Annotated in this window: 15 protein-coding genes; 4 read left to right on the top strand and 11 right to left on the bottom strand. The window is 63.7% G+C overall.

All coding sequences use genetic code 11. The features are described from left to right. Positions 1 to 3 precede the first annotated feature (3 nt). Positions 4 to 942 carry a branched-chain amino acid ABC transporter permease gene (locus tag IAE39_RS18550; protein ID WP_201205212.1) on the bottom strand — a complete coding sequence of 313 codons (939 nt, stop codon included), beginning with the start codon at positions 940 to 942 and terminating at the stop codon, positions 4 to 6. A 134-nt stretch (positions 943 to 1076) separates the two neighbouring features. Beyond that, the gene (locus IAE39_RS18545; RefSeq protein ID WP_236548686.1) at positions 1077 to 2225 is read right to left on the bottom strand and encodes a branched-chain amino acid ABC transporter substrate-binding protein; all 1149 of its coding nucleotides are present in this window, start codon (positions 2223 to 2225) and stop codon (positions 1077 to 1079) included. Between the two features lie 325 nt (positions 2226 to 2550). Here IAE39_RS18545 and IAE39_RS18540 point away from each other — a divergent pair, with 325 nt between their 5' ends. Then, positions 2551 to 3276, top strand: coding sequence for a FadR/GntR family transcriptional regulator (locus IAE39_RS18540; protein WP_201205210.1), 726 nt, complete (start codon positions 2551 to 2553; stop codon positions 3274 to 3276). 140 nt (positions 3277 to 3416) lie between these two features. Here IAE39_RS18540 and IAE39_RS18535 read toward each other — a convergent pair whose 3' ends face one another. From IAE39_RS18535 to IAE39_RS18495, 9 genes are all read right to left on the bottom strand, one after another. Next, on the bottom strand, positions 3417 to 4865 hold the full coding sequence (locus tag IAE39_RS18535) for an NAD-dependent succinate-semialdehyde dehydrogenase (RefSeq protein WP_201205208.1): 1449 nt from the start codon (positions 4863 to 4865) through the stop codon (positions 3417 to 3419). Positions 4866 to 4927: 62 nt separating this feature from the next. Then, a complete protein-coding gene (locus tag IAE39_RS18530) occupies positions 4928 to 6613 on the bottom strand; it encodes a thiamine pyrophosphate-binding protein (RefSeq protein WP_201205206.1) in 1686 nt (561 codons plus the stop codon). A gap of 25 nt (positions 6614 to 6638) precedes the next feature. After that, positions 6639 to 7835, bottom strand: a complete 1197-nt coding sequence (locus IAE39_RS18525) for an NAD(P)/FAD-dependent oxidoreductase (RefSeq protein WP_201205205.1) — start codon at positions 7833 to 7835, stop codon at positions 6639 to 6641. 157 nt (positions 7836 to 7992) lie between these two features. Next, a complete protein-coding gene (locus tag IAE39_RS18520) occupies positions 7993 to 8805 on the bottom strand; it encodes an NAD-dependent epimerase/dehydratase family protein (protein ID WP_201205203.1) in 813 nt (270 codons plus the stop codon). A 26-nt stretch (positions 8806 to 8831) separates the two neighbouring features. After that, positions 8832 to 10034 carry a pyridoxal phosphate-dependent aminotransferase gene (locus IAE39_RS18515; RefSeq protein WP_201205201.1) on the bottom strand — a complete coding sequence of 401 codons (1203 nt, stop codon included), beginning with the start codon at positions 10032 to 10034 and terminating at the stop codon, positions 8832 to 8834. Between the two features lie 3 nt (positions 10035 to 10037). After that, positions 10038 to 11702 carry a hydantoinase B/oxoprolinase family protein gene (locus IAE39_RS18510; protein ID WP_201205199.1) on the bottom strand — a complete coding sequence of 555 codons (1665 nt, stop codon included), beginning with the start codon at positions 11700 to 11702 and terminating at the stop codon, positions 10038 to 10040. A 24-nt stretch (positions 11703 to 11726) separates the two neighbouring features. After that, positions 11727 to 13802 (bottom strand): hydantoinase/oxoprolinase family protein, encoded by a 2076-nt coding sequence (locus IAE39_RS18505; RefSeq protein ID WP_201205197.1) that lies wholly within the window; start codon positions 13800 to 13802, stop codon positions 11727 to 11729. 213 nt (positions 13803 to 14015) lie between these two features. Continuing rightward, on the bottom strand, positions 14016 to 14771 hold the full coding sequence (locus IAE39_RS18500; protein ID WP_201205195.1) for an SDR family oxidoreductase: 756 nt from the start codon (positions 14769 to 14771) through the stop codon (positions 14016 to 14018). Continuing rightward, positions 14764 to 15513, bottom strand: coding sequence for an SDR family NAD(P)-dependent oxidoreductase (locus IAE39_RS18495; RefSeq protein ID WP_201205193.1), 750 nt, complete (start codon positions 15511 to 15513; stop codon positions 14764 to 14766). Before IAE39_RS18495 ends, IAE39_RS18500 begins: the two co-directional genes overlap by 8 nt. 84 nt (positions 15514 to 15597) lie before the next feature. On the opposite strand from IAE39_RS18495, the gene IAE39_RS18490 reads away from it, so the two are divergent. The 3 genes from IAE39_RS18490 (at position 15598) to IAE39_RS18480 (ending at position 18410) form a co-directional block, all read left to right on the top strand. Then, positions 15598 to 16194 carry a TetR/AcrR family transcriptional regulator gene (locus tag IAE39_RS18490; RefSeq protein ID WP_201205191.1) on the top strand — a complete coding sequence of 199 codons (597 nt, stop codon included), beginning with the start codon at positions 15598 to 15600 and terminating at the stop codon, positions 16192 to 16194. A gap of 101 nt (positions 16195 to 16295) precedes the next feature. Continuing rightward, positions 16296 to 17615 (top strand): NAD(P)/FAD-dependent oxidoreductase, encoded by a 1320-nt coding sequence (locus tag IAE39_RS18485; protein ID WP_201205189.1) that lies wholly within the window; start codon positions 16296 to 16298, stop codon positions 17613 to 17615. 12 nt (positions 17616 to 17627) lie between these two features. Continuing rightward, on the top strand, positions 17628 to 18410 hold the full coding sequence (locus tag IAE39_RS18480; protein ID WP_201205187.1) for an NAD(P)-binding domain-containing protein: 783 nt from the start codon (positions 17628 to 17630) through the stop codon (positions 18408 to 18410). Positions 18411 to 18632 lie beyond the last annotated feature (222 nt).

The following is an 18632-nucleotide window of genomic DNA, read 5'->3' as shown; positions in this document are numbered from 1 at the left end:
TCCTTACGCGCGGTCTGCCTGGCGTTCGCCAAGCAGGCCGTTCGGGCGGAACAACAACACCAGGATCAGCACCGCGAAAGCGAAAATGTCCTGATAGTTGGCCCCTAGGAAACCGCCGGTGAGCTGCCCGGTGTAGCCCGCCGCCAACGATTCGATCAGCCCCAGCAACAGGCCGCCGGCCATGGCGCCGAACAGGTTGCCGATACCGCCGAGCACTGCCGCCGAAAAGGCTTTCAGGCCCAGCAGCAGCCCCATGTAGGCATCGGCCTGGCCGTAGTTGACCGCGCGCATCACCCCGGCGATCGCCCCCAGGCTGGCACCGATGAGGAAGGTTGCGCTGATCACCCGGTTGATGTTGATGCCCATCAGCCCGGCCACTTCCTGGTTTTGCGCAGTGGCGCGCATGGCCTTGCCCAGGCGGGTCTTGTCCACCAGCAACCACAGGCCGAGCATGATCACCACGGCAATCAGCATAATCGACAGTTGCACGTTGGTGATGGTCGCACCGAACACATCTACCGGCTGGGTCTCCACCACTTCGGGGAAAGTCTTGTAGCCACGCCCCCAGATCATCATCGCCAGGTTCTGCAAGGCGATGGAAATGCCGATGGCGAGAATCAGCGGCGTCAGCCGCGGCGCCTTGCGCAACGGCCGGTAGGCGTACTTTTCCATGCCCTGGGCCAGTAGCATGCACACCACCACCGCGGCCATGATCGCCAGCAGCAAGGTGATGATACCGGGGGCAAAGCCTGCGCCGGCGAGCATCGTCAATACCGAAATGGTCACCATGGCGCCGACCATCACCACTTCGCCATGGGCGAAGTTGATCAGGCCGATGATGCCGTAGACCATGGTGTAGCCCAGCGCTACCAGGGCATAGATGCTGCCCAGCACCAGGCCGTTGAGGACCTGTTGCAACAAAATATCGAAGTTACCGTCCACGAGCTGAATCCTCGAAGCTGCATTGATGTCGTCGCGCAGCAGCACGCCGCTGCGCGACCGACAGGCCTGGCAGGTAGGAAAAAGTCTTCTTGTTATAGGGCGGGCAGCTGCCCGCTTGTTATTGGCGGTGCAGTTCAGTCACGCTCGACCGACAGGGTTTTCCAGCCGCCGTCGGCGAACTGGAACACGGTTGCCGCAGGGTTTTTCAGGTTGCCCTTGTCATCGAAAGCGATGGTGCCGGTTACACCGTCATAGCTCTGGCTCTTGAGTACCGGCAGGTAGACTTTGGGGTCGTCGGAGCCGGCCTTGACCATGGCGTTGATCGCGGCCCAGGTGGCGTCATAGGCGGCAGGTGACGACTGCACCACGCCCACGCCGAACTTGTCCTTGAGCTTCTGTTCGAAGGCTGCCCCTTTGGGCATTTCCAGCAGCGGCGTACCGTAGTTCCAGGCATAGGTGCCTTCGGCGGCGCTGCCGGCCATTTGCTTGAACGAGTCGTTGGGCAGGTTGCCGATGTTCATGAAGCGCGCCTTCAGGCCCAGGTTCTTCATCTGCTTGGCCATGGGCGCAGCCTGGTAGTCGAGCGCAGCGAAGAACACCGCATCGGCCTTTTGCGCCTTGGCGGTGGTGAGGATGGCGTTGAAGTCGGTAGACTTGTCGTTGGTGTACTCGCGCACCACCACGTTGCCCCCCGCCGCCTTGACCGCCCTGGTCACCTCATCGGCCAGGCCCTGCCCATAGGCGGTACGGTCATCGAAAATGGCGATGCGCTGGGCCTTGAGCTGGCTGACCAGGTAGTTGCCGGCGTAGCGGCCAAGGGTGGCATCGTCATTGACGGTGCGGAACACCGAAGGGATGCCCTGCTGGGTCAAGGTGGGGTTGGTGGCCGATGGCGAGATTTGCGGGATGCCGGCGGCGGCGTAGATCTTCGATGCCGGAATGCTGGTACCGGAGTTGTAATGGCCGATCACCACGGCCACCTTCGAGTCCACCAGCCGCTGCGCAACGGCAGTGCCGGTACGCGGGTCGGCGACATCGTCCTCGGAAACCAGCTTGAACTGGGCGACTTTGTCTCCGATTTTCAGCTGCTGCTGGTTGGCTTCTTCGACGGCGATCTGGATACCGTGCTCGACGTCCTGTCCCTGGTGTGCCGAAGGGCCGGTCAGGGGGCCGGCGAAGCCGATCCTGACAACTTCACTGTCTGCTGCGTTTGCCGTCCCCATGGCCATCAGCAGTGTTACCGCGGTCGCGAGGGCTGCACGCCCTCCGTTGTTGTTATTCATGCTCAGCTCCCAGTAGTGATTGGACGAACCTCGACATCGCTTACCGCATGCGAATTGGCCGGAACGCCATCGCACTTGTAAGATAACAGTCAGCAGGCAACTGTCAATGGGTGTATGCTGAAGGCGTGGTTAAATATTTTTGCCGGCACATGTGCAGGACAGTTCGGGGGGAAGCCCGCTCCTACAGATCAGATGTTTGATAACATATGCCTACAACATCACCGCTGGTTGGCTACGGATCCCGCCGCAAGGGGCACAAGGGCTGCGCGCAACCTGGCGGAGAATCAACCGTGATGAGCCAATCAGTTTCAGGAGCAACTTTTCTATGAATGCGTCGTTAGGCACGCGTCGCGCCAATCTGGCGGAAACCGTGATCCAGGAGCTTTCCAGCCGGATCGACAACGGCACTTACGGCCCGGGCGACAAGCTGCCGTCCGAACAGGAGCTGTGCAAAGAGTTCAACGTCAGCCGCCCGGTGATTCGCGAGGCAGTGGCCTCGCTGCGCCTGGGGGGGCGCCTTATCGCCCGCCAGGGCGTGGGCGTGTTCGTGGTCGAGCAGGATGTAAAACGCATCGGCTTTGCCATCGACAGCGTGGTCGATGACGTGCGCGCCGCCGCGCAGATCCTTGAGCTGCGCTTAGGGATAGAGGCCGAATCGGTGGCCCGCGCCGCCGAACGCCGCAGCCCGGCCAGCATGGCGGCGATTACCGAAGCGTTCGACCGCTTCAATTCACTGGACGGCGCAACGCAGGAGGAAGAAGCCAAGGCCGACTTCGAGTTCCACCTGGCGATTGCCCGTGCCACCAACAACCCGCATTTCACCCAACTGCTGGAAGCACTGGGGCCGGACATCATCCTCGACCTCAACCTCAAGCATGGCCAGGTCACCGGCAAGAACCGCCAGGCGCACATCAAGAAGATCGCCCGCGAGCACGGGGCGATCCTGTCGGCGATCAGCATGGGTGATGTGAACAGTGCACGCACGGCGCTGCGCAAGCACCTGGAAGAGAGCCTGTCGCGGTATCAGCGGTTGCTCGACAGCAAGGGTTGATTGTTATCTTGTGCCGACCTCTTCGCGGGTAAACCCGCTCCCACAGGAATTCCACAGGTTCCAGGCCTGTGGTAACCCTGTGGGAGCGGGTTTACCCGCGAAGAGGCCGGCAAGGGCAATATCGGTGGTTCAGATGTACCTCAAAGCCCCACGCACACGTACTTGATCTCCAGGTAATCCTCGATCCCGTAACGCGACCCTTCGCGGCCCAACCCGGAGGCTTTGACGCCACCAAACGGCGCAACCTCGGTCGCAACCACACCGACGTTGATACCCACCATTCCATACTCCAGCGCCTCGGACACCAGCCACACGCGCCCGACATCCTGGGTATACGCATAGCAGGCCAGGCCGAATTCGGTATCGTTGGCCTGGGCGATCACTTCCTGTTCGGTACTGAAGCGGAAGATCGGCGCCACCGGCCCGAAGATTTCCTCCCGCGCTACGCGCATGCCCGGGGTAACATCGGCCAGCAAAGTGGGCTCGAAGAACGCCTCACCCAGCGCATGCCGACGCCCACCCGTTACTACCCGCGCCCCAGCCTCGACCGCCTCACCCACCAACTGCTCCACGCCGCTGGCCGCACGCCCGTCGATCATCGGCCCGACCTGCGTCCCCACGGCATCGCCCTGCCCTACCACCAGTTCACCGACACGCTCGGCAAAGCGCGCCACAAAGCGCTCGTAGATACCGTCCTGGATATAGAAACGGTTGGCACATACACAGGTCTGCCCGCTGTTACGGAACTTGGCTATCAGCGCCCCCTCCACGGCCTTTTCCAGGTCGGCATCGTCGAACACGATGAAAGGCGCGTTGCCGCCCAACTCCATGGTCACCTTTTTCACTGTCGCCGCCGATTGCTGCAACAACTGGATGCCGATAGGTGTGGAGCCCGTGAACGACAGCTTGCGCACCACCGGGCTGGCGGTCAGTTCGCCACCAATGGCCGCAGAATCGCCGGTAACCACGCTGAGCACGCCCGGCGGAATGCCAGCGCGCTCAGCCAGCACACACAAAGCCAAGGCGCTGAACGGCGTTTGCGATGCCGGTTTGAGCACCAGCGTGCAACCTGCCGCCAACGCCGGCGCAGCCTTGCGGGTGATCATCGCCGCCGGGAAGTTCCATGGCGTGATCGCCGCGCAAACACCGATCGGCTCTTTGGTCACGATCAACCGGCGGTCAGCGCTGGGCGAAGGAATGACATCGCCGTATATTCGCTTGCCCTCCTCGGCGTAAAACTCCACATAGGCCGCGGCAAAGGCAATCTCGCCACGGGACTCGGCCAGCGGCTTGCCCTGTTCGGCGGTCATGATCCGCGCCAGGTCTTCCTGATGGGCGAGGATTTCGCGGAACCAGGCCTGCAGCCGGGCAGCGCGCTCCTTGGCGGTTAGCGCCCGCCACGCGGGCAAGGCCCGTTCGGCAGCGGCGATGGCGCGGCGAGTTTCTTCAGCGCCCATACGCGGCACGTGACCCAGCACAACGCCCGTGGCCGGGTTGGTCACGGCAATGCGCTGGCCACTGTCGGCTGCCAGCCATTGTCCATCGATGTAGCAAACTTCACGCAGCAGATCACGATCGGCAAGGTTCATGTCGATTGGCTCGTTCGAAAAAGGAAAAAGGTGGGGCCTAACCGCGCCCCACCTGAGGTGAATCAGCGCTTGGCCTGCAAGGCCTTGTCGCGGATCTGGCTGAGGGTCATGCGCGGGGTCAGGGCCTCGGGATCGACCTGCACTTCGATCAATGCCGGCTTGCCGGATGCCTGGCAGCGTTCAAAAGCTGCAACGAAGTCCTCGGTGCGGGTCACGGTCTCACCATGCAACCCATAGGCCCGCGCCAAGGCAGCGAAGTCCGGGTTGTGCAGCTCGGTACCAGATACCCGCCCTGGATAAGAACGCTCCTGGTGCATGCGGATGGTGCCGTACATACCGTTGTTGACCACCACCGTGATCAGCCGGGCGTCGTAATGCACTGCGGTGGCCAGCTCCTGGCCATTCATCAGGAAGCAGCCGTCGCCGGCAAACGCCACCACGGTGCGCTGCGGGTACGTCAGCTTGGCCGCCACTGCTGCCGGCACGCCATAGCCCATCGAGCCGTTGGTCGGCCCGAGCAGCGTACGGAACACGCGGTGCTGGTAGCCACGGTGCACCCAGCCGGTGTAGTTGCCGGCGCCACAGGTCAGGATGCTGTCGGCCGGCAGGGTCTTGTTCAGCCAGGCGATCACTTCGCTCATCTGCACATCGCCCGGCGAACGCGGGGTTTCGAAGTTACCGCGGTAACCGCTGTTCAGGCTGGCAACCCAATCAACGAACGCTTCCGGGCGCACGGGCCCAAGGATGTTGGCCTGGCGCAGGAAACTACCGGGGCCTGCATTGATGCCCAGCGTCGGCTGATAGACCCGGCCGATTTCTTCGGCACTGGCATGCACGTGCACCAGCGCCTGCCTTGGCGTCGGGATATCGACCAGTGCGTAGCCGCCGGTGGTCATTTCACCAAGCCGTGCGCCGATCACGATCAACAGGTCGGACTGTTTCACCGCTTCGACCAGCACCGGCCCGGCCGCCAGGCCCAGGTCGCCGGCATAGTGCGAATCGGTATTGTCGAACAGGTCCTGGCAGCGGAACGAAGCCGCCAGCGGCAGGTTCTGGGTATGCACGAACTGCTGCAGGTCGGCCACCGCCTCGGCCGTCCAGCCGCCACCACCGGCCACCACCAGCGGCCGCTCGGCCTTGGCCAGCAACTGCTGCAGCTCACCCAAGGCTTCCGGTGCCGGCGCCGCCTCGACGCGCTTGGCCGGGCGCGCATCGGCCACTTGCACCAGGTCGGTCAACATGTCTTCCGGCAAGGCGATCACCACCGGGCCTGGGCGGCCGCTGATGGCGCGCTGGAAGGCCTGGTTGACCAGTTCGGGAATGCGCGCGGCATCGTCGATCTGCACCACCCACTTGGCCATCTGGCCGAACATGCGCCGGTAGTCCACCTCCTGGAAGGCTTCGCGCTCGATCTGGTCACGGGCCACCTGGCCGATGAACAGCAGCATCGGCGTGGAGTCCTGGAAGGCGGTATGTACGCCCACCGAGGCATTGGTAGCGCCCGGGCCACGGGTGACGAAACAGATGCCCGGCTTGCCAGTCAGCTTGCCATAGGCCTCGGCCATGTACGCTGCACCGCCTTCCTGGCGACAGACGATCAGGTCGATTTCATCCTGTACGTCGTGCAGCGCATCGAGTACCGCCAGGTAGCTCTCGCCGGGCACACAAAAAGCGCGCTCGACACCATTCACCCGCAGGGCGTCGACCAGCACCTGGCCGCCGCTGCGCTTTACTTCGGAGTTGCTCATTGTTGTTCTCCCTCAGGCGCTGCGCTTAGATGACCGAATCTTCCAGGAACGGTTTGTTGTCGATCACCCGCTGGTAACTCAGCGCGCCCAGGTCGAGCGAGCGGTAGCCGCCATAGGTAATCAGTTCGGACAGCCCGCGGCCAATGGCCGGAGCCTGCTGCAGGCCATGCCCGCTGAAACCGTTGCAGAACAGGAAGTTGCTTACCTCGTTGTGCGGCCCGACGATGGCGTTGTGGTCAAGCACGCAGAAGTCATAGTGCCCGGCCCAGTAATTGACTACCTTGATGCCCTCGAACGCCGGCACCCGCTCGGCGAGGATCGGCCACACCTCTTCGTCGAACTCGGCGTGCAGCACCTCGAAGTCCTCGAAGTCCACTTCCGGGTCGTTTTTCGGATAGGTGCCGCCCAGGTAGAACTTGCCCTCCGGGCGGAAGAACACCCCGGTCGGGTCGATGGTCAGCGGTACGGTGCCTTCCAGCGGGGTGCGGCAATCGAACACGAACAGCGAACGGCGACGCGGTTCGACCGGGATGTCCAGGCCGGCCATACGTGCGACCTTGGTGCCGCGGGTACCGGCACAGTTGACCAGCAGGCCGCAGCCGATGCGTTCGCCACTGGCCAGTTGCACGCCGGTGATGCGGTCGCCTTCGCGCTGGATGCCGGCTACTTCGTTTTCGATGTACTCGATGCCCATCGAGCGGGCCTTGCGGCGGAAGCCATTGAGCATGCCGAGGCTGTCGAACCAGCCTTCACCGCTCTGGCCATAGCTGGCGCCGGCCAGGCTGTCGATATTGACCCAGGGGAACTTGCGCTTGAGCTGTTCCGGGTCCAGCAAATGCACATCGGCGCCGTGTGATACCTGGGTATCGTGCAGGCGGCGCAGCACTTCATAGCCCTTGTCGTCGCCGAGGAACAGGTAGCCGTTCTCGTGGAAGGCCAGGTCCGGGCGGTCGCCGTCGACTTCCATAACGTCAGGGAAGTTACGCACGAACTCGGCGCCGAACTTCGAGATTTCGATGTTGATCGGGTTGGAAAACTGCTGGCGAATCGAGCTGCTCGAGAGCGCGGTGGCCGACTTGTTGTACGTCCAGTCGCGCTCGATGACCAGTACCGAACCCTTGAAGTCCGGGTTGTTGGCCAGGAAGTAGGCGGTAGCGCTGCCGTTGACTGCGCCGCCGACGATCACCACATCGTAGTTCTGTTGTTTTGCGGTGGAAGCCATGAATCAAGCTCTCCGATAGGAAACGGGAAACCCTGTGGGAGCGGGTTTACCCGCGAAGAAAGCAAACACGGTATAGGGCACCGGCTTCGCCGGTGTTCGCGGCGGTTCGACGCATCGATGAACCCGCTCCCACAGTGATCGCGTTGAGCTGTGTAGGTTACTTAGGGTCTTCGAAGTGGCCGGCGCCGGCGAAGTTGCCGCCGTGGTAGCGCGCCGCCGGCTCATTCGGGTCAAGCGGCGGATGTTCGGCCAGCACTTTCTCGCGGTAGTCGTCGGCACTGTCCTTGGGCACATAACCGATGGACGAGGCCAGGCGGTTGTCCCACAGGCTTTCGCGGTTGGCCGACATGCCATAGACCACCATGTGCCCGACCCGCGGCGCCAGCAGCGAGCGCTCGGTCAGCTGGGCGAAGTCGTCGAACGACAGCCAGGTGGCGAGCATGCGCCGGTCCAGCGGCTCGGGGAACGACGAGCCGATGCGCAGGTTGACCGACTCGACGGCAAACTTGTCCCAGTAGTAGCGGCCCAGGTCCTCGGCAAAGCACTTGCTGACGCCATACAGGCTGTCGGGGCGGTGCGCAGCCGTGGCGTCGATGGTCTCGGTACGGTCGTAGAAGCCGATGGCGTGGTTGGAGCTGGTGTACACCACACGCTTGACGCCATTGCGCCGGGCGGCTTCGTAGATGTTGTAGGTGCCGACGATGTTGCCGTTGAGGATCTTGTCGAAGGTGTCCTCCACTGGCACGCCACCGGCATGCACGATGGCGTCGACGCCTTCGGTCAGCGGCAGCACGTCATCGAAGTTGCCCAGGTCGCAACGGATCAACTCTTCGTGCGGGGCAGCGTGGCCCAGGCCGGCGATGTCGGTCAGGCGCAGTTCGTCGGCGAACTGGGCCAGGTGCTTGCGCAGCACGCTGCCCAGGCGCCCGGCGGCGCCGGTGATCAGCAGGCGTTTGAATGGCTTGCTCATGGTCTACCTCTATTCGATTCGTGTGATCAGGCCAGCGCTGCGAAGGCTTCGCGCAGCTGGCCCAGTGCCTGTTCCAGTTCCTGACGCGAGGTGGCGAAGGACAGGCGCACGTATGGCTCCACGCCGAACGCCGAGCCTGGCACTGTGGCGACCTTGCCCTCCCGCAACAGGTAGGCCGACAGCTCGGTGTCATTGCTGATCACCTGCCCGTCTGGCGTGCGCTTGCCTATGAAGGCGCTGACCTCAGGGAAGGCATAAAACGCACCCTGCGGCATCTGCAGCTTGAGGCCCGGGATCTGTGCCAGGCCGTCCACCACCAGCGCGCCGCGCGCCTGGTACTCACGGTTGGCATCGCGCACGAAGCCCTGTGGGCCATTCAGTGCCGCCACCGCCGCCAACTGCGAGATGCTCGACGGGCAAGTCGTGGTCTGCGACTGGGTCTTGTTCATGGCCACGATCAGGTCTTTAGGCCCTGCTGCGTAACCCAGGCGGTAGCCGGTCATGGCGTAGGCCTTGGACACCCCGTTGATCAGCAGCGTGCGCTCGCGCAACTGCGGGCATGCGGTGACGAACGACACGAACGGCTGGTAGCCGAGCACGATGTGCTCGTAGATCTCGTCCGAGATCACCAGCACGTTGGGGTGGCGCTCCAGCACCTTGCCCAGCGCTGCAAACTCTTCACGGGTGAAGATCGCCCCGCTCGGGTTGTTCGGCGAGTTCAGCATCACCCAACGCGTACGCGGGGTGATGGCGGCCTCCAGTTGCTCCGGGGTGACCTTGAAGCCCTGCTCGGCACCGCACGGGATAACCACCGGCACACCGCCGTTGAGCATCGCCATGTCGGTGTACGACACCCAGTACGGCGCCGGGGTGATGACTTCATCGCCTTCTTCCAGCGTGGCCAGGAAGGCGTTGAACAACAGTTGCTTGGCGCCGTTGCCTACGCAGATTTCGTCCAGGCCATAGGCCAGGTCGTTTTCCCGGGCGAACTTGTCGACGATGGCCTGGCGCAACACTTCCAGGCCGTTGGGCGCGGTGTAGTGGTTGTTGCCCGCCAGCATGGCCTGGTACGCGGCCTCGATCACGTGGGCCGGAACGTTGTAGTCCGGCTCGCCCAGCGCGAGGTTGATGACTGGCTCGCCTTTGGCCAGCATTTGCTTGGCCAGCACCGACACGGCCATGCTCGGCGAGCTTTTTACCGCTTTGACGCGGCTGCTTTGCACGTCCATCGCTCAACGCTCCTTGGCGGCTTCGAAACCGTAGTCGTCACGCGCCTGCTCGGCGCTGATGTAGCCGTAGCGCAGGTCGCGCTCGACCAACTGGCGGTCACGCTGACGCGGGTCGCCGTAACCACCGCCACCCGGCAGGCGCAGCACCAGGCGACGCTCGGCGGGCACGAATTGCTGGCCCTTGCCGCGCAGCACGCTGCCGTCGTCCAGGCCGACGAAGCCTTCGGCACCCTCCTGGCCGCCTTCCAGGCCACGGGCCGGGTACTGGATGCGGTCGAACATGGCGCTGAAGCGGAAGCTGTAGCCTTCGCTGGCCGACACTTCGATTTCCTGGCCCAGGCCGCCACGTAGCTGGCCGGCACCACCGGAACCTTCACGCAGCTCCTTGCGCCAGACCACCACGGGGCCGGCGTGCTCGGTCGCTTCCACCGGCATGGTGTGTACACCGCTTGGGAAGGCGGTGGCACTCAGGCCGTCCATCGCCGAACGCGCGCCCATGCCGCCGCTGTTGAACATCAGCATTTCGGCGTTACGGCCATTCGGGTTGCTTTCCAGCGGGCGTACGCTCAGGTGCAGGTTCCACAGGGCGCTGGCACCCTCTGCCGGAACCTTGCCTGGCAGGCACTTGTGCAGCGCACCGAGCACCAGGTCAGGCACGAAGTGACCGAGCACATGGCGCACAGACACCGGCGCCGGGTGCTTGGCATTGAGGATGCAGCCTTCAGGCGCAGTCACTTCGAACGGTGCCAGCGACGCCGTGTTGTTCGGGATCTCTGGCGCAACGATGCACTTGAGGCCATAGCAGGCATAGGCCTTGGCGTAGCCCAATGGCACGTTGATGCCGAACTGGCTCATGCCCGACGTATCGGTGAAGTCGCTATGGATACCGTCCGGGCCAACGGTGATGGTCACCGCCAGGGTGACCGGGACGTCGTAGCCGTCGAGGGTCATGCTGTTGGTGTAGATGCCATGCGGCAGCGACTTGAAGCATTCCAGGGTGGCGCGGCGGCTGTGTTCGAGGATGAACCCGCCGATGTGCTCCAGGTCGTCCAGCCTGAACTCTTCGAGCATGTCGAGCAGCCGTTTGTGGCCGGTCTCGTTGCACGCCGACAGGGCATAGAAGTCGCCCACAACCCGGTCGTTCTCACGCACGTTGTTGCGCAGGATATTGATCAGGTCACGGTTGACCTTGCCTCGCTCGAACAGCTTCATGATCGGGATGAACAGGCCTTCTTCGTAGACCTCGCGGGCATCCGGACCAAACCCGCGGCCACCGATGTCGACCACGTGGGCGGTACTGGCGAAGTAGCCGATCAGCTTGCCGTTGTAGAACGACGGCGAAACGATGGTGATGTCGTGCAGGTGGCCGGTACCCTTCCACGGGTCGTTGGTCACGTACACGTCACCTTCGAAGATGTTGTCTTCGCCGATGTCCTTGATGAAGTGCACCACCGCCTCGGCCATGGTGTTGACGTGGCCGGGGGTGCCGGTGACCGCTTGGGCCAGCATGTTGCCGGCGCGGTCGAAGACGCCGGCCGACAGGTCGCCGGCCTCGCGCACGCTGGTGGAGAACGCAGTGCGGATCAGGGTCAGCGCCTGCTCTTCAACCACCGAGACCAGGCGGTTCCACATCACCTGCATTTGAATGTCGATCAACGTATCGCTCATGTTCAGCTCTTCCGAATTCAGGCGTTAGCGGCGCACAACCAGCAGGCAGCCGTCTGGCTGGACCGTGGCGGTGAAATTGGAGGTGACAAAGGTCGAGGTTTCGCGCTCGACGATGATCGCCGGGCCATCGACACGGGCACCCACCTGCAGCTCTTCGCGGGGGTGGATACCGGCCTCGACAAAGCCGCCAGCGGCTACGTCGAACACCTGGCGGCGGGCGACTTCGTGGGCACGGTAGGCCGCCCCCACTTCTTCGATGTGCGCTACCGGTGGCAGTGGCGAACTGGCCCTGACCGACCAGCTGACAATCTCGATGTCCGGGCCGTCGATAGGGCGACCGAAGAAGCGGGTGTAGGCTTCTTCGAAGCGGGCCTTGAATTCCACCGTATCGGCGGCGCTGAAGGCCTTGAACGGCAGGACCACCGGAATCTCCCAGCCCTGGCCGACGTAGCGCATGAAGGCGGTGCATTCCATTTCCGGCTCACCGACCGGCATGCCCTGGCGCAAGAAGCCCAGCGACTCGGCTTTCATTTCATCGATCAGGTCATTGACGCGCGCGGCCTCGAACTCGGACAGGCGTACGAAGGCACTGCGCACGGCCTCATAGCCGAACGGCGCCCGCAGGAAGCCGATGGCCGAACCCACGCCAGCGCCCGCCGGGACGATGAAACGGGCCACGCCCATCTTCTCGCACAACCGCGCCGCGTGCAGTGGGCCGCCGCCTCCGAAGGTGATCATGGTGTAGTCGGCAATGTCCTTGCCGCTTTCCACTGCATGGACGCGGCCGGCGTTGGCCATGTTCTCGTCGACCACTTCGCACACGCCAAAAGCGGCGGTGTCGGCCTGCATGCCCAGCGGCTGGCCAATGACCCGCGCCATGGCATTGGCGGCGCTGTCAGTGGAGAGGCGCAGTGCGCCACCGGCGAAGTTGTCGGCATCCAGGCGACCGAGCAGCAGGTTGGCATCGGTAATGGTCGGCTCCAGACCACCACGGCCGTAGCAGGCCGGGCCAGGCTCGGAGGCTGCACTGTGCGGGCCGACGCGGATCTGGCGCATGCTGTCGATACTGGCGATCGAACCGCCGCCAGCACCGATTTCAACCATTTCCACCACCGGGATGGAAATCGGCATGCCGCTGCCCTTCTTGAAGCGATAGGTGCGCGCCACTTCAAAGGTTTTTGCGGTTTTCGGCACCTGGTCTTCGACCAGGCAGATTTTTGCCGTGGTGCCGCCCATGTCGAACGACAGCACGTTTTCCAGCTGGTAGCGGCGGGCAATATCGGCGGCGAAGATGGCGCCACCGGCAGGGCCGGACTCCACCAGGCGCACCGGGAACTCGGCAGCGCTCTGCACCGAGATGATGCCGCCACCGGAGTGGATCATGAACACCGGGCAATCGGCGCCTTCTTGCTTCAAGGTCACCACCAGGCGGTCCAGGTAGGACTTGATCAGCGGCTTGACGTAGGCGTTGGCGCATACGGTGTTGAAGCGCTCGAACTCACGCATCTGCGGCGAGACTTCGCTGGAAATCGAGATCGACAGATTGGGCAGGCGCGCCTGCAGGGCATCACGCAACTGGCGCTCATGGGCACCGTTGACGTAGCTGTGGATGAAGCCGATGGCGACGCTCTCGTAGTTGCCTTCGGCGATACGCTCGACCAAGGCATCGACCTCGGCCTGCACCGGGGCGATCAGCACCTGGCCTTTGACGTCCAGGCGCTCGCGCAGGGTGTAGCGGTGTTCGCGATCGATCAGCGGCGGCGGCAGGACGATGTTGATGTCGTACTGTTCGAAGCGGTTTTCGGTGCGCATTTCCAGGGTGTCGCGGAAGCCTTCAGTGGTGATGAAGGCGGTGCGTGCACCCCGGCGCTCGATCAGCGCGTTGGTGGCCAGGGTGGTGCCGTGGATCAGCTGCTCGATGTCCGAGAGCGCCAGGCCGGCCTGCTCCACCACCTGGCGTACACCCGTGAGGATGGCCCGCTCGGGCAACTCGTAGTCGGTCAGGATCTTGGTCGAATGCAGCACGCCGTTCACGTCCAGCGCGATATCGGTGAAGGTCCCGCCTATGTCCACGCCGACCCGGCATGATGTCGCAGTCATCGTCATATCCCCTGCAATGCTTTGTAGTTGTCTCGACCGGCTGAGGCGGTCTTCATGTAAGTTATATGTTGTCTTACAGGTGGTCAAGCACCTATTTGCTGAAATGTGCTGTACCTGTGCTGGCCTCTTCGCGGGTAAACCCGCTCCTACACAGGGTTGCGCAGTCTGTGTAGGAGCGGGTTTACCCGCGAAGAGGCCAGCACAGGCAACCCATCAACCCGCGGTCTTGACCATCCGCCCACCACCCACCGCCTGCGCCGTGGGGAACACTTCCAACCTGGACACATCCACCTGCCGCGGCATCTTCAACGCCGCCAGCAACAGCTCGGCAATATCCTGCGGCTGTATGGATTCATATCCGTCATACAGTTCACTGCCCGCCGCCTGCATGCCCATGGCAGCCTTGTACAGCTGGGTTTGCACCCGGCCCGGGGCAATCTCGGTCACCCGCACCCCGCTGCCCAGCAAGTCACAGCGCAAGGCATCACAGAACAGGCTGACCCCGGCCTTGGACGCCCCGTACACCGCGGCGCCCGGGTGCGGCGCACGGCCAGCGCTGGAACCGATGAAAAACAGGTGCCCCCTGCCCCGCCCGACCATGCCTGGCAGCACCTGACGTGTCAGGTGCAGCGGCGCCTTGAGGTTGATGTCGAGCATGTTGTCGATTTCAGCCTCGTCGATGTCCTGGAACGCCGCACGGGTGGAAAGAATGCCCGCGTTGTTGACCAGTACATCCACCGTTTGCCCCTCCAGCGCGGCAGCCAGCGCGCGATAGTCGCGCACGTCCGCCTGCAAGGTGCTCACACCCGGCTCACCGGCCAGCTCCACCAGTGCCTCCGGGCTGCGCCCCACGGCAATCACTTGCAAGCCGGCATCGCGCAACGCCAGCACGATGGCCTTGCCAATACCGCTGGTGGCCCCAGTCACCAGGGCGCGCTGGTAGCCCTCGGGGAATGCGACTTCAGGCATAGATGTAACCCCCGCTGACGATCACGTTTTCACCGGTGGCATAGCTGTTGCGGCTGCTGCCCATCATCACGATCCATTCGGCGATCTCTGCCGGCTCCGCAGCGCGGCCCAGCGGGTTGGCCGCTGCCAGCTCGCCAAGGAAGCCCAGCTGCTTGGCGCGCTCGGTGGCAAAACCGGCAGGGGCTACCGAATTGACCAGGATCTGGTCCTTGGCACAGGCCTGGGCAAAGGATTTGGTCAGGCTCACCACTGCAGCCTTGGTCGCCGCGTAGTGGGCGTTTTGCGGGTGGGCCTTGAACGCATCCACCGAGGTCACGTTGACGATGCGCCCGGTCACCGCAGGTGCCGCCACGTACTGCTGCATGTGGCGCACGGCGGCGACCATCATGTGGTAGGTGCCTTTTATGTTGACCGCGTTTTCCAGGTCCCACTCTTCGTCGCTGATCTCGAAGATGTCCTGGCGCGGGTAGATCGCTGCGCTGTTGACCAGGCAATGTACCCGGCCCAAGCCTTCGACTATCTGGGCAAAAGCCGCATGGGCGGTGTCCTTGCGGGCAATGTCACCCACCGCAATCGCCACCTGCACGCCCTGCCCGCGCAGTTCCTCTGCAGCTTGTACCAACAATTGCTCGTTACGGTCGATCAGGCCGATCTTGTCGGCGCCACGCTTGACCATCAGCCGGGCTGTTTCCAGACCCAGACCCGAGGCACCACCTACGATCACCACCGTTTGCTTGTCCACACAACACCTCCGCGATTGAGTCTTTACGTAAGATGCCTGTTGTCTTACATTTGGTCAAACATCAATTCACCGACAGGTGCTGCCATGCCCGCTTCCAGCCGCTCGCCCGTACCCGCCCCGCATGCCCGGGATCGTCTGCTGGATGCGGCCAGCGCGTTGTTTGCCAACCACGGTTACCAGGCCATCGGCCTGCGCGACCTTGCCAGCCACCTGGGCCTGCGCGCGGGGTCGCTGTACCACCATATCGAGAGCAAACAGGCTCTGCTGTTCGAGCTGATCGAATCGAGCCTGACCGACCTGCTGTATGAAACCCGACAATGCCTGAAAAGTGCCCGTACCCACAGTGAACGTTTGCCGTGCTTCGTTCAGGCATTTGTCGCATACAGCCAGGCCAATCCGGACAAGCTGGTTTTGCTGACCCGCGAGGCGATGAACCTGAGCGAAGAGCAATTGTTGCAAGTTGAACAGTTGAAAATGGATTACAGCAGCCTGCTCAGCGAGATCGTCGCGGCCGAATGCGGGCTGACGGCACTGCGGGCGCGTTCGATTGCTCACGCGGTGCTGGGGTTATTGTGCGGTCAGGCGCAGTGGGGGGCGCCGTTGAACGCCAGGGAACAATTGGTGACGTTTGTGCAGGGTATTGTCGGCACCGGCAAGTGCCCACAGCTGTGTGCAAATTGATGTTGAAGCTGGGCCCGAACATCCCATTCCCCGTCCCTCCCGTCATATTCCCCGTGCCGCCTCCAATGCCATAGTGGAGAAAACAACACGGATAAAATCCCATGTACAGAAACACCTCTACCCCCGCGGACGACAACGGTTGCGGCTGGTTCCACCTCAGCCCCGGTCGCCAGCCCCGTGCCGCGCACCGGGGGCGGAGCGAGGCGCGCTGGGTGGTGCTCGGCGCGGGCTTCACGGGTTTGGCCGCCGCGCGGCAACTGGCGCTGCACCACCCTGACGATGAAGTGATCCTGGTCGATGCCCAGGAAGTCGGCTTCGGCGCCTCGGGGCGCAACTCCGGCTTTGCCATCGACCTGCCCCACGACATTGGCGCTGCCGACTATATCGGCGACCTGCCCACCGCGCGGATGAATCTCAAGCTCAACCTGCGTGCCCAGTCGATTTTGCGCGGGTTGATCAACCAGCACGGCATCGACTGCCAGATCCGCCCGGACGGCAAGTACCAGGCAGCCGTCGAGGACAAGGGCCTGGCGGTGCTCGAAGCCTACCGCAGCGGCCTGGAAAAGCTCGGCCAGCCCTACCAGATGATCGACGCCCAAGACCTGCCCGAGCATTTCGGCACCGCCTTCTACCGCAAGGCGCTGTACACCCCAGGCACCCAATTGCTGCAACCCGCCGCCCTGGCCAAGGGCCTGGCCGAAAGCCTGCCGGGTAACGTGACCCTGCATGAACGCACCACCATCACCCACATCGAGCAAGGCCGGCGTATCACCCTCAAGCATGCCAATGGCGAAATCATCGGCGACCAGCTCCTGCTAACCAACAACGCCTTCGCCTCGCACTTCGGCTTCCTGCCCGGCCGCCTGCTGCCGATCTTCACCTACGCCAGCATGACCCGCCCGCTGACCGAGGACGAACAGGCCCGCCTGGGCGGCAAGGCCACCTGGGGCATCATCCCCGCCGACCCGTTCGGCAGTACCCTGCGCCGCACCCCGGACCAGCGCCTGCTGGTGCGCAACAGCTTCAGTTTCAATGCCGACGGCCGCGCCAACCCACGCCACATCGCCCGCGCCGGGCGCCAGCACCGCGAGTCGTTCGAGCGGCGCTTCCCGATGCTCTCGGGCATGCCGTTCGAATACACCTGGGGCGGTTCGATGTGCCTGTCGCGCAACCACCTGTCGCACTTCGGCACCCTCGCCCCCAACATTCATGCAGCGCTGTGCTGCAACGGCCTGGGCATTACCCGCGGCACCGCCACCGGCACCCTGCTGGCCGACTGGCTGAGCGGCGAGCGCGACGAACTGATCGACTTCCTGCTCGGCTCCACCGGCCCCAACCGCAACCCCCCAGAGCCGCTGCTCAGCGTCGGCGTCAACCTTAACCTGCACTGGGGCCAGCGCCGCGCCGGCCTGGAAAGCTGACAAGGAGGCTTCATGCTTAGCCTGGGTATTCTCGGGGTCGGCGAGCTGACCGAAAAAGTGGTCATGGGCCTTCGCCGCAGCGGTTTCGATGGCCCCATCCTGCTGTCGCCGCGCAATGCGCAACGGGCTGCCATGCTGGCCCATGAACACGACTGCGAAGTACTGCCCAGCAACCAGGCGGTGGTTGACCGGGCCGAACTGCTGATCCTCGGCGTACGCCCGCAGGTGCTGGGCGAACTGGCCGAAGAGGTACGTCTGCGCCCTGGCCAGCGCCTGGTGTCGCTGGCCGCCGGGGTCAGCCTTGCACAGCTGGCCACCGCCTTCCCCGGTGCGCTTTGTGTACGTGCGATGCTGTCGTATGCCGCGCAGTACAACCAATCCACGGTGGTGGTCTGCCCGCCCGATGCGCTCACCACCAAGTGCCTGGCGCCACTGGGCAAGCTGGTGGTGCTGCAGGGCGAACCCGAGTTCGAGCTGGCCACGGTGGCGGCGTGCATGAACGGCTGGTTCTACTTCCTGCTGCACGACCTGCAACAGTGGCTGATGGACAAAGGCCTGCCGGCAGCCGAAGCGCGTGCGCTGGTACTGGGCAACTTGCAGGACTGCGTGGCCAGTGCCGGGCAGCAGCCGCATTCCACGCTCAAGGCCCTCGGGCAGGCCATTGCCACGCCAGGCACCTTTACCGCCGATGGGCTGGAAGTGCTGATGCATCAGCCGGTCAGTGCCACCTGGGGGGCGGCTTGCGAGGTGGTGCTGGACGGGTTGTTGACCCGGTCGCGGTTGGCTGGCCGATAACCAACACCTGTTGCGGCCCTGTCGCCGGCAAGCCACGCACAGGGATCACATCAGGGCTGACAGGTGCTCGCCACAGCATCTTTACCGCCTGCGAGATCGAGCGCCGCGGGTGTTCGCCGAAACATATTCAGCGCCTATGAGATCGAGCGCCGAGGCGTTCACCGAGACATTTTCAGCGCCTATGAGATCGAGCGCCGCCCGCGCGGCGCTTCGCGGCTAAAG

Origin of the sequence: Pseudomonas sp. S37 (assembly GCF_016658545.1) — a bacterium.
Classification (GTDB): Bacteria; Pseudomonadota; Gammaproteobacteria; order Pseudomonadales; family Pseudomonadaceae; genus Aquipseudomonas.
This window is presented reverse-complemented; position numbering and strand designations above follow the sequence as displayed.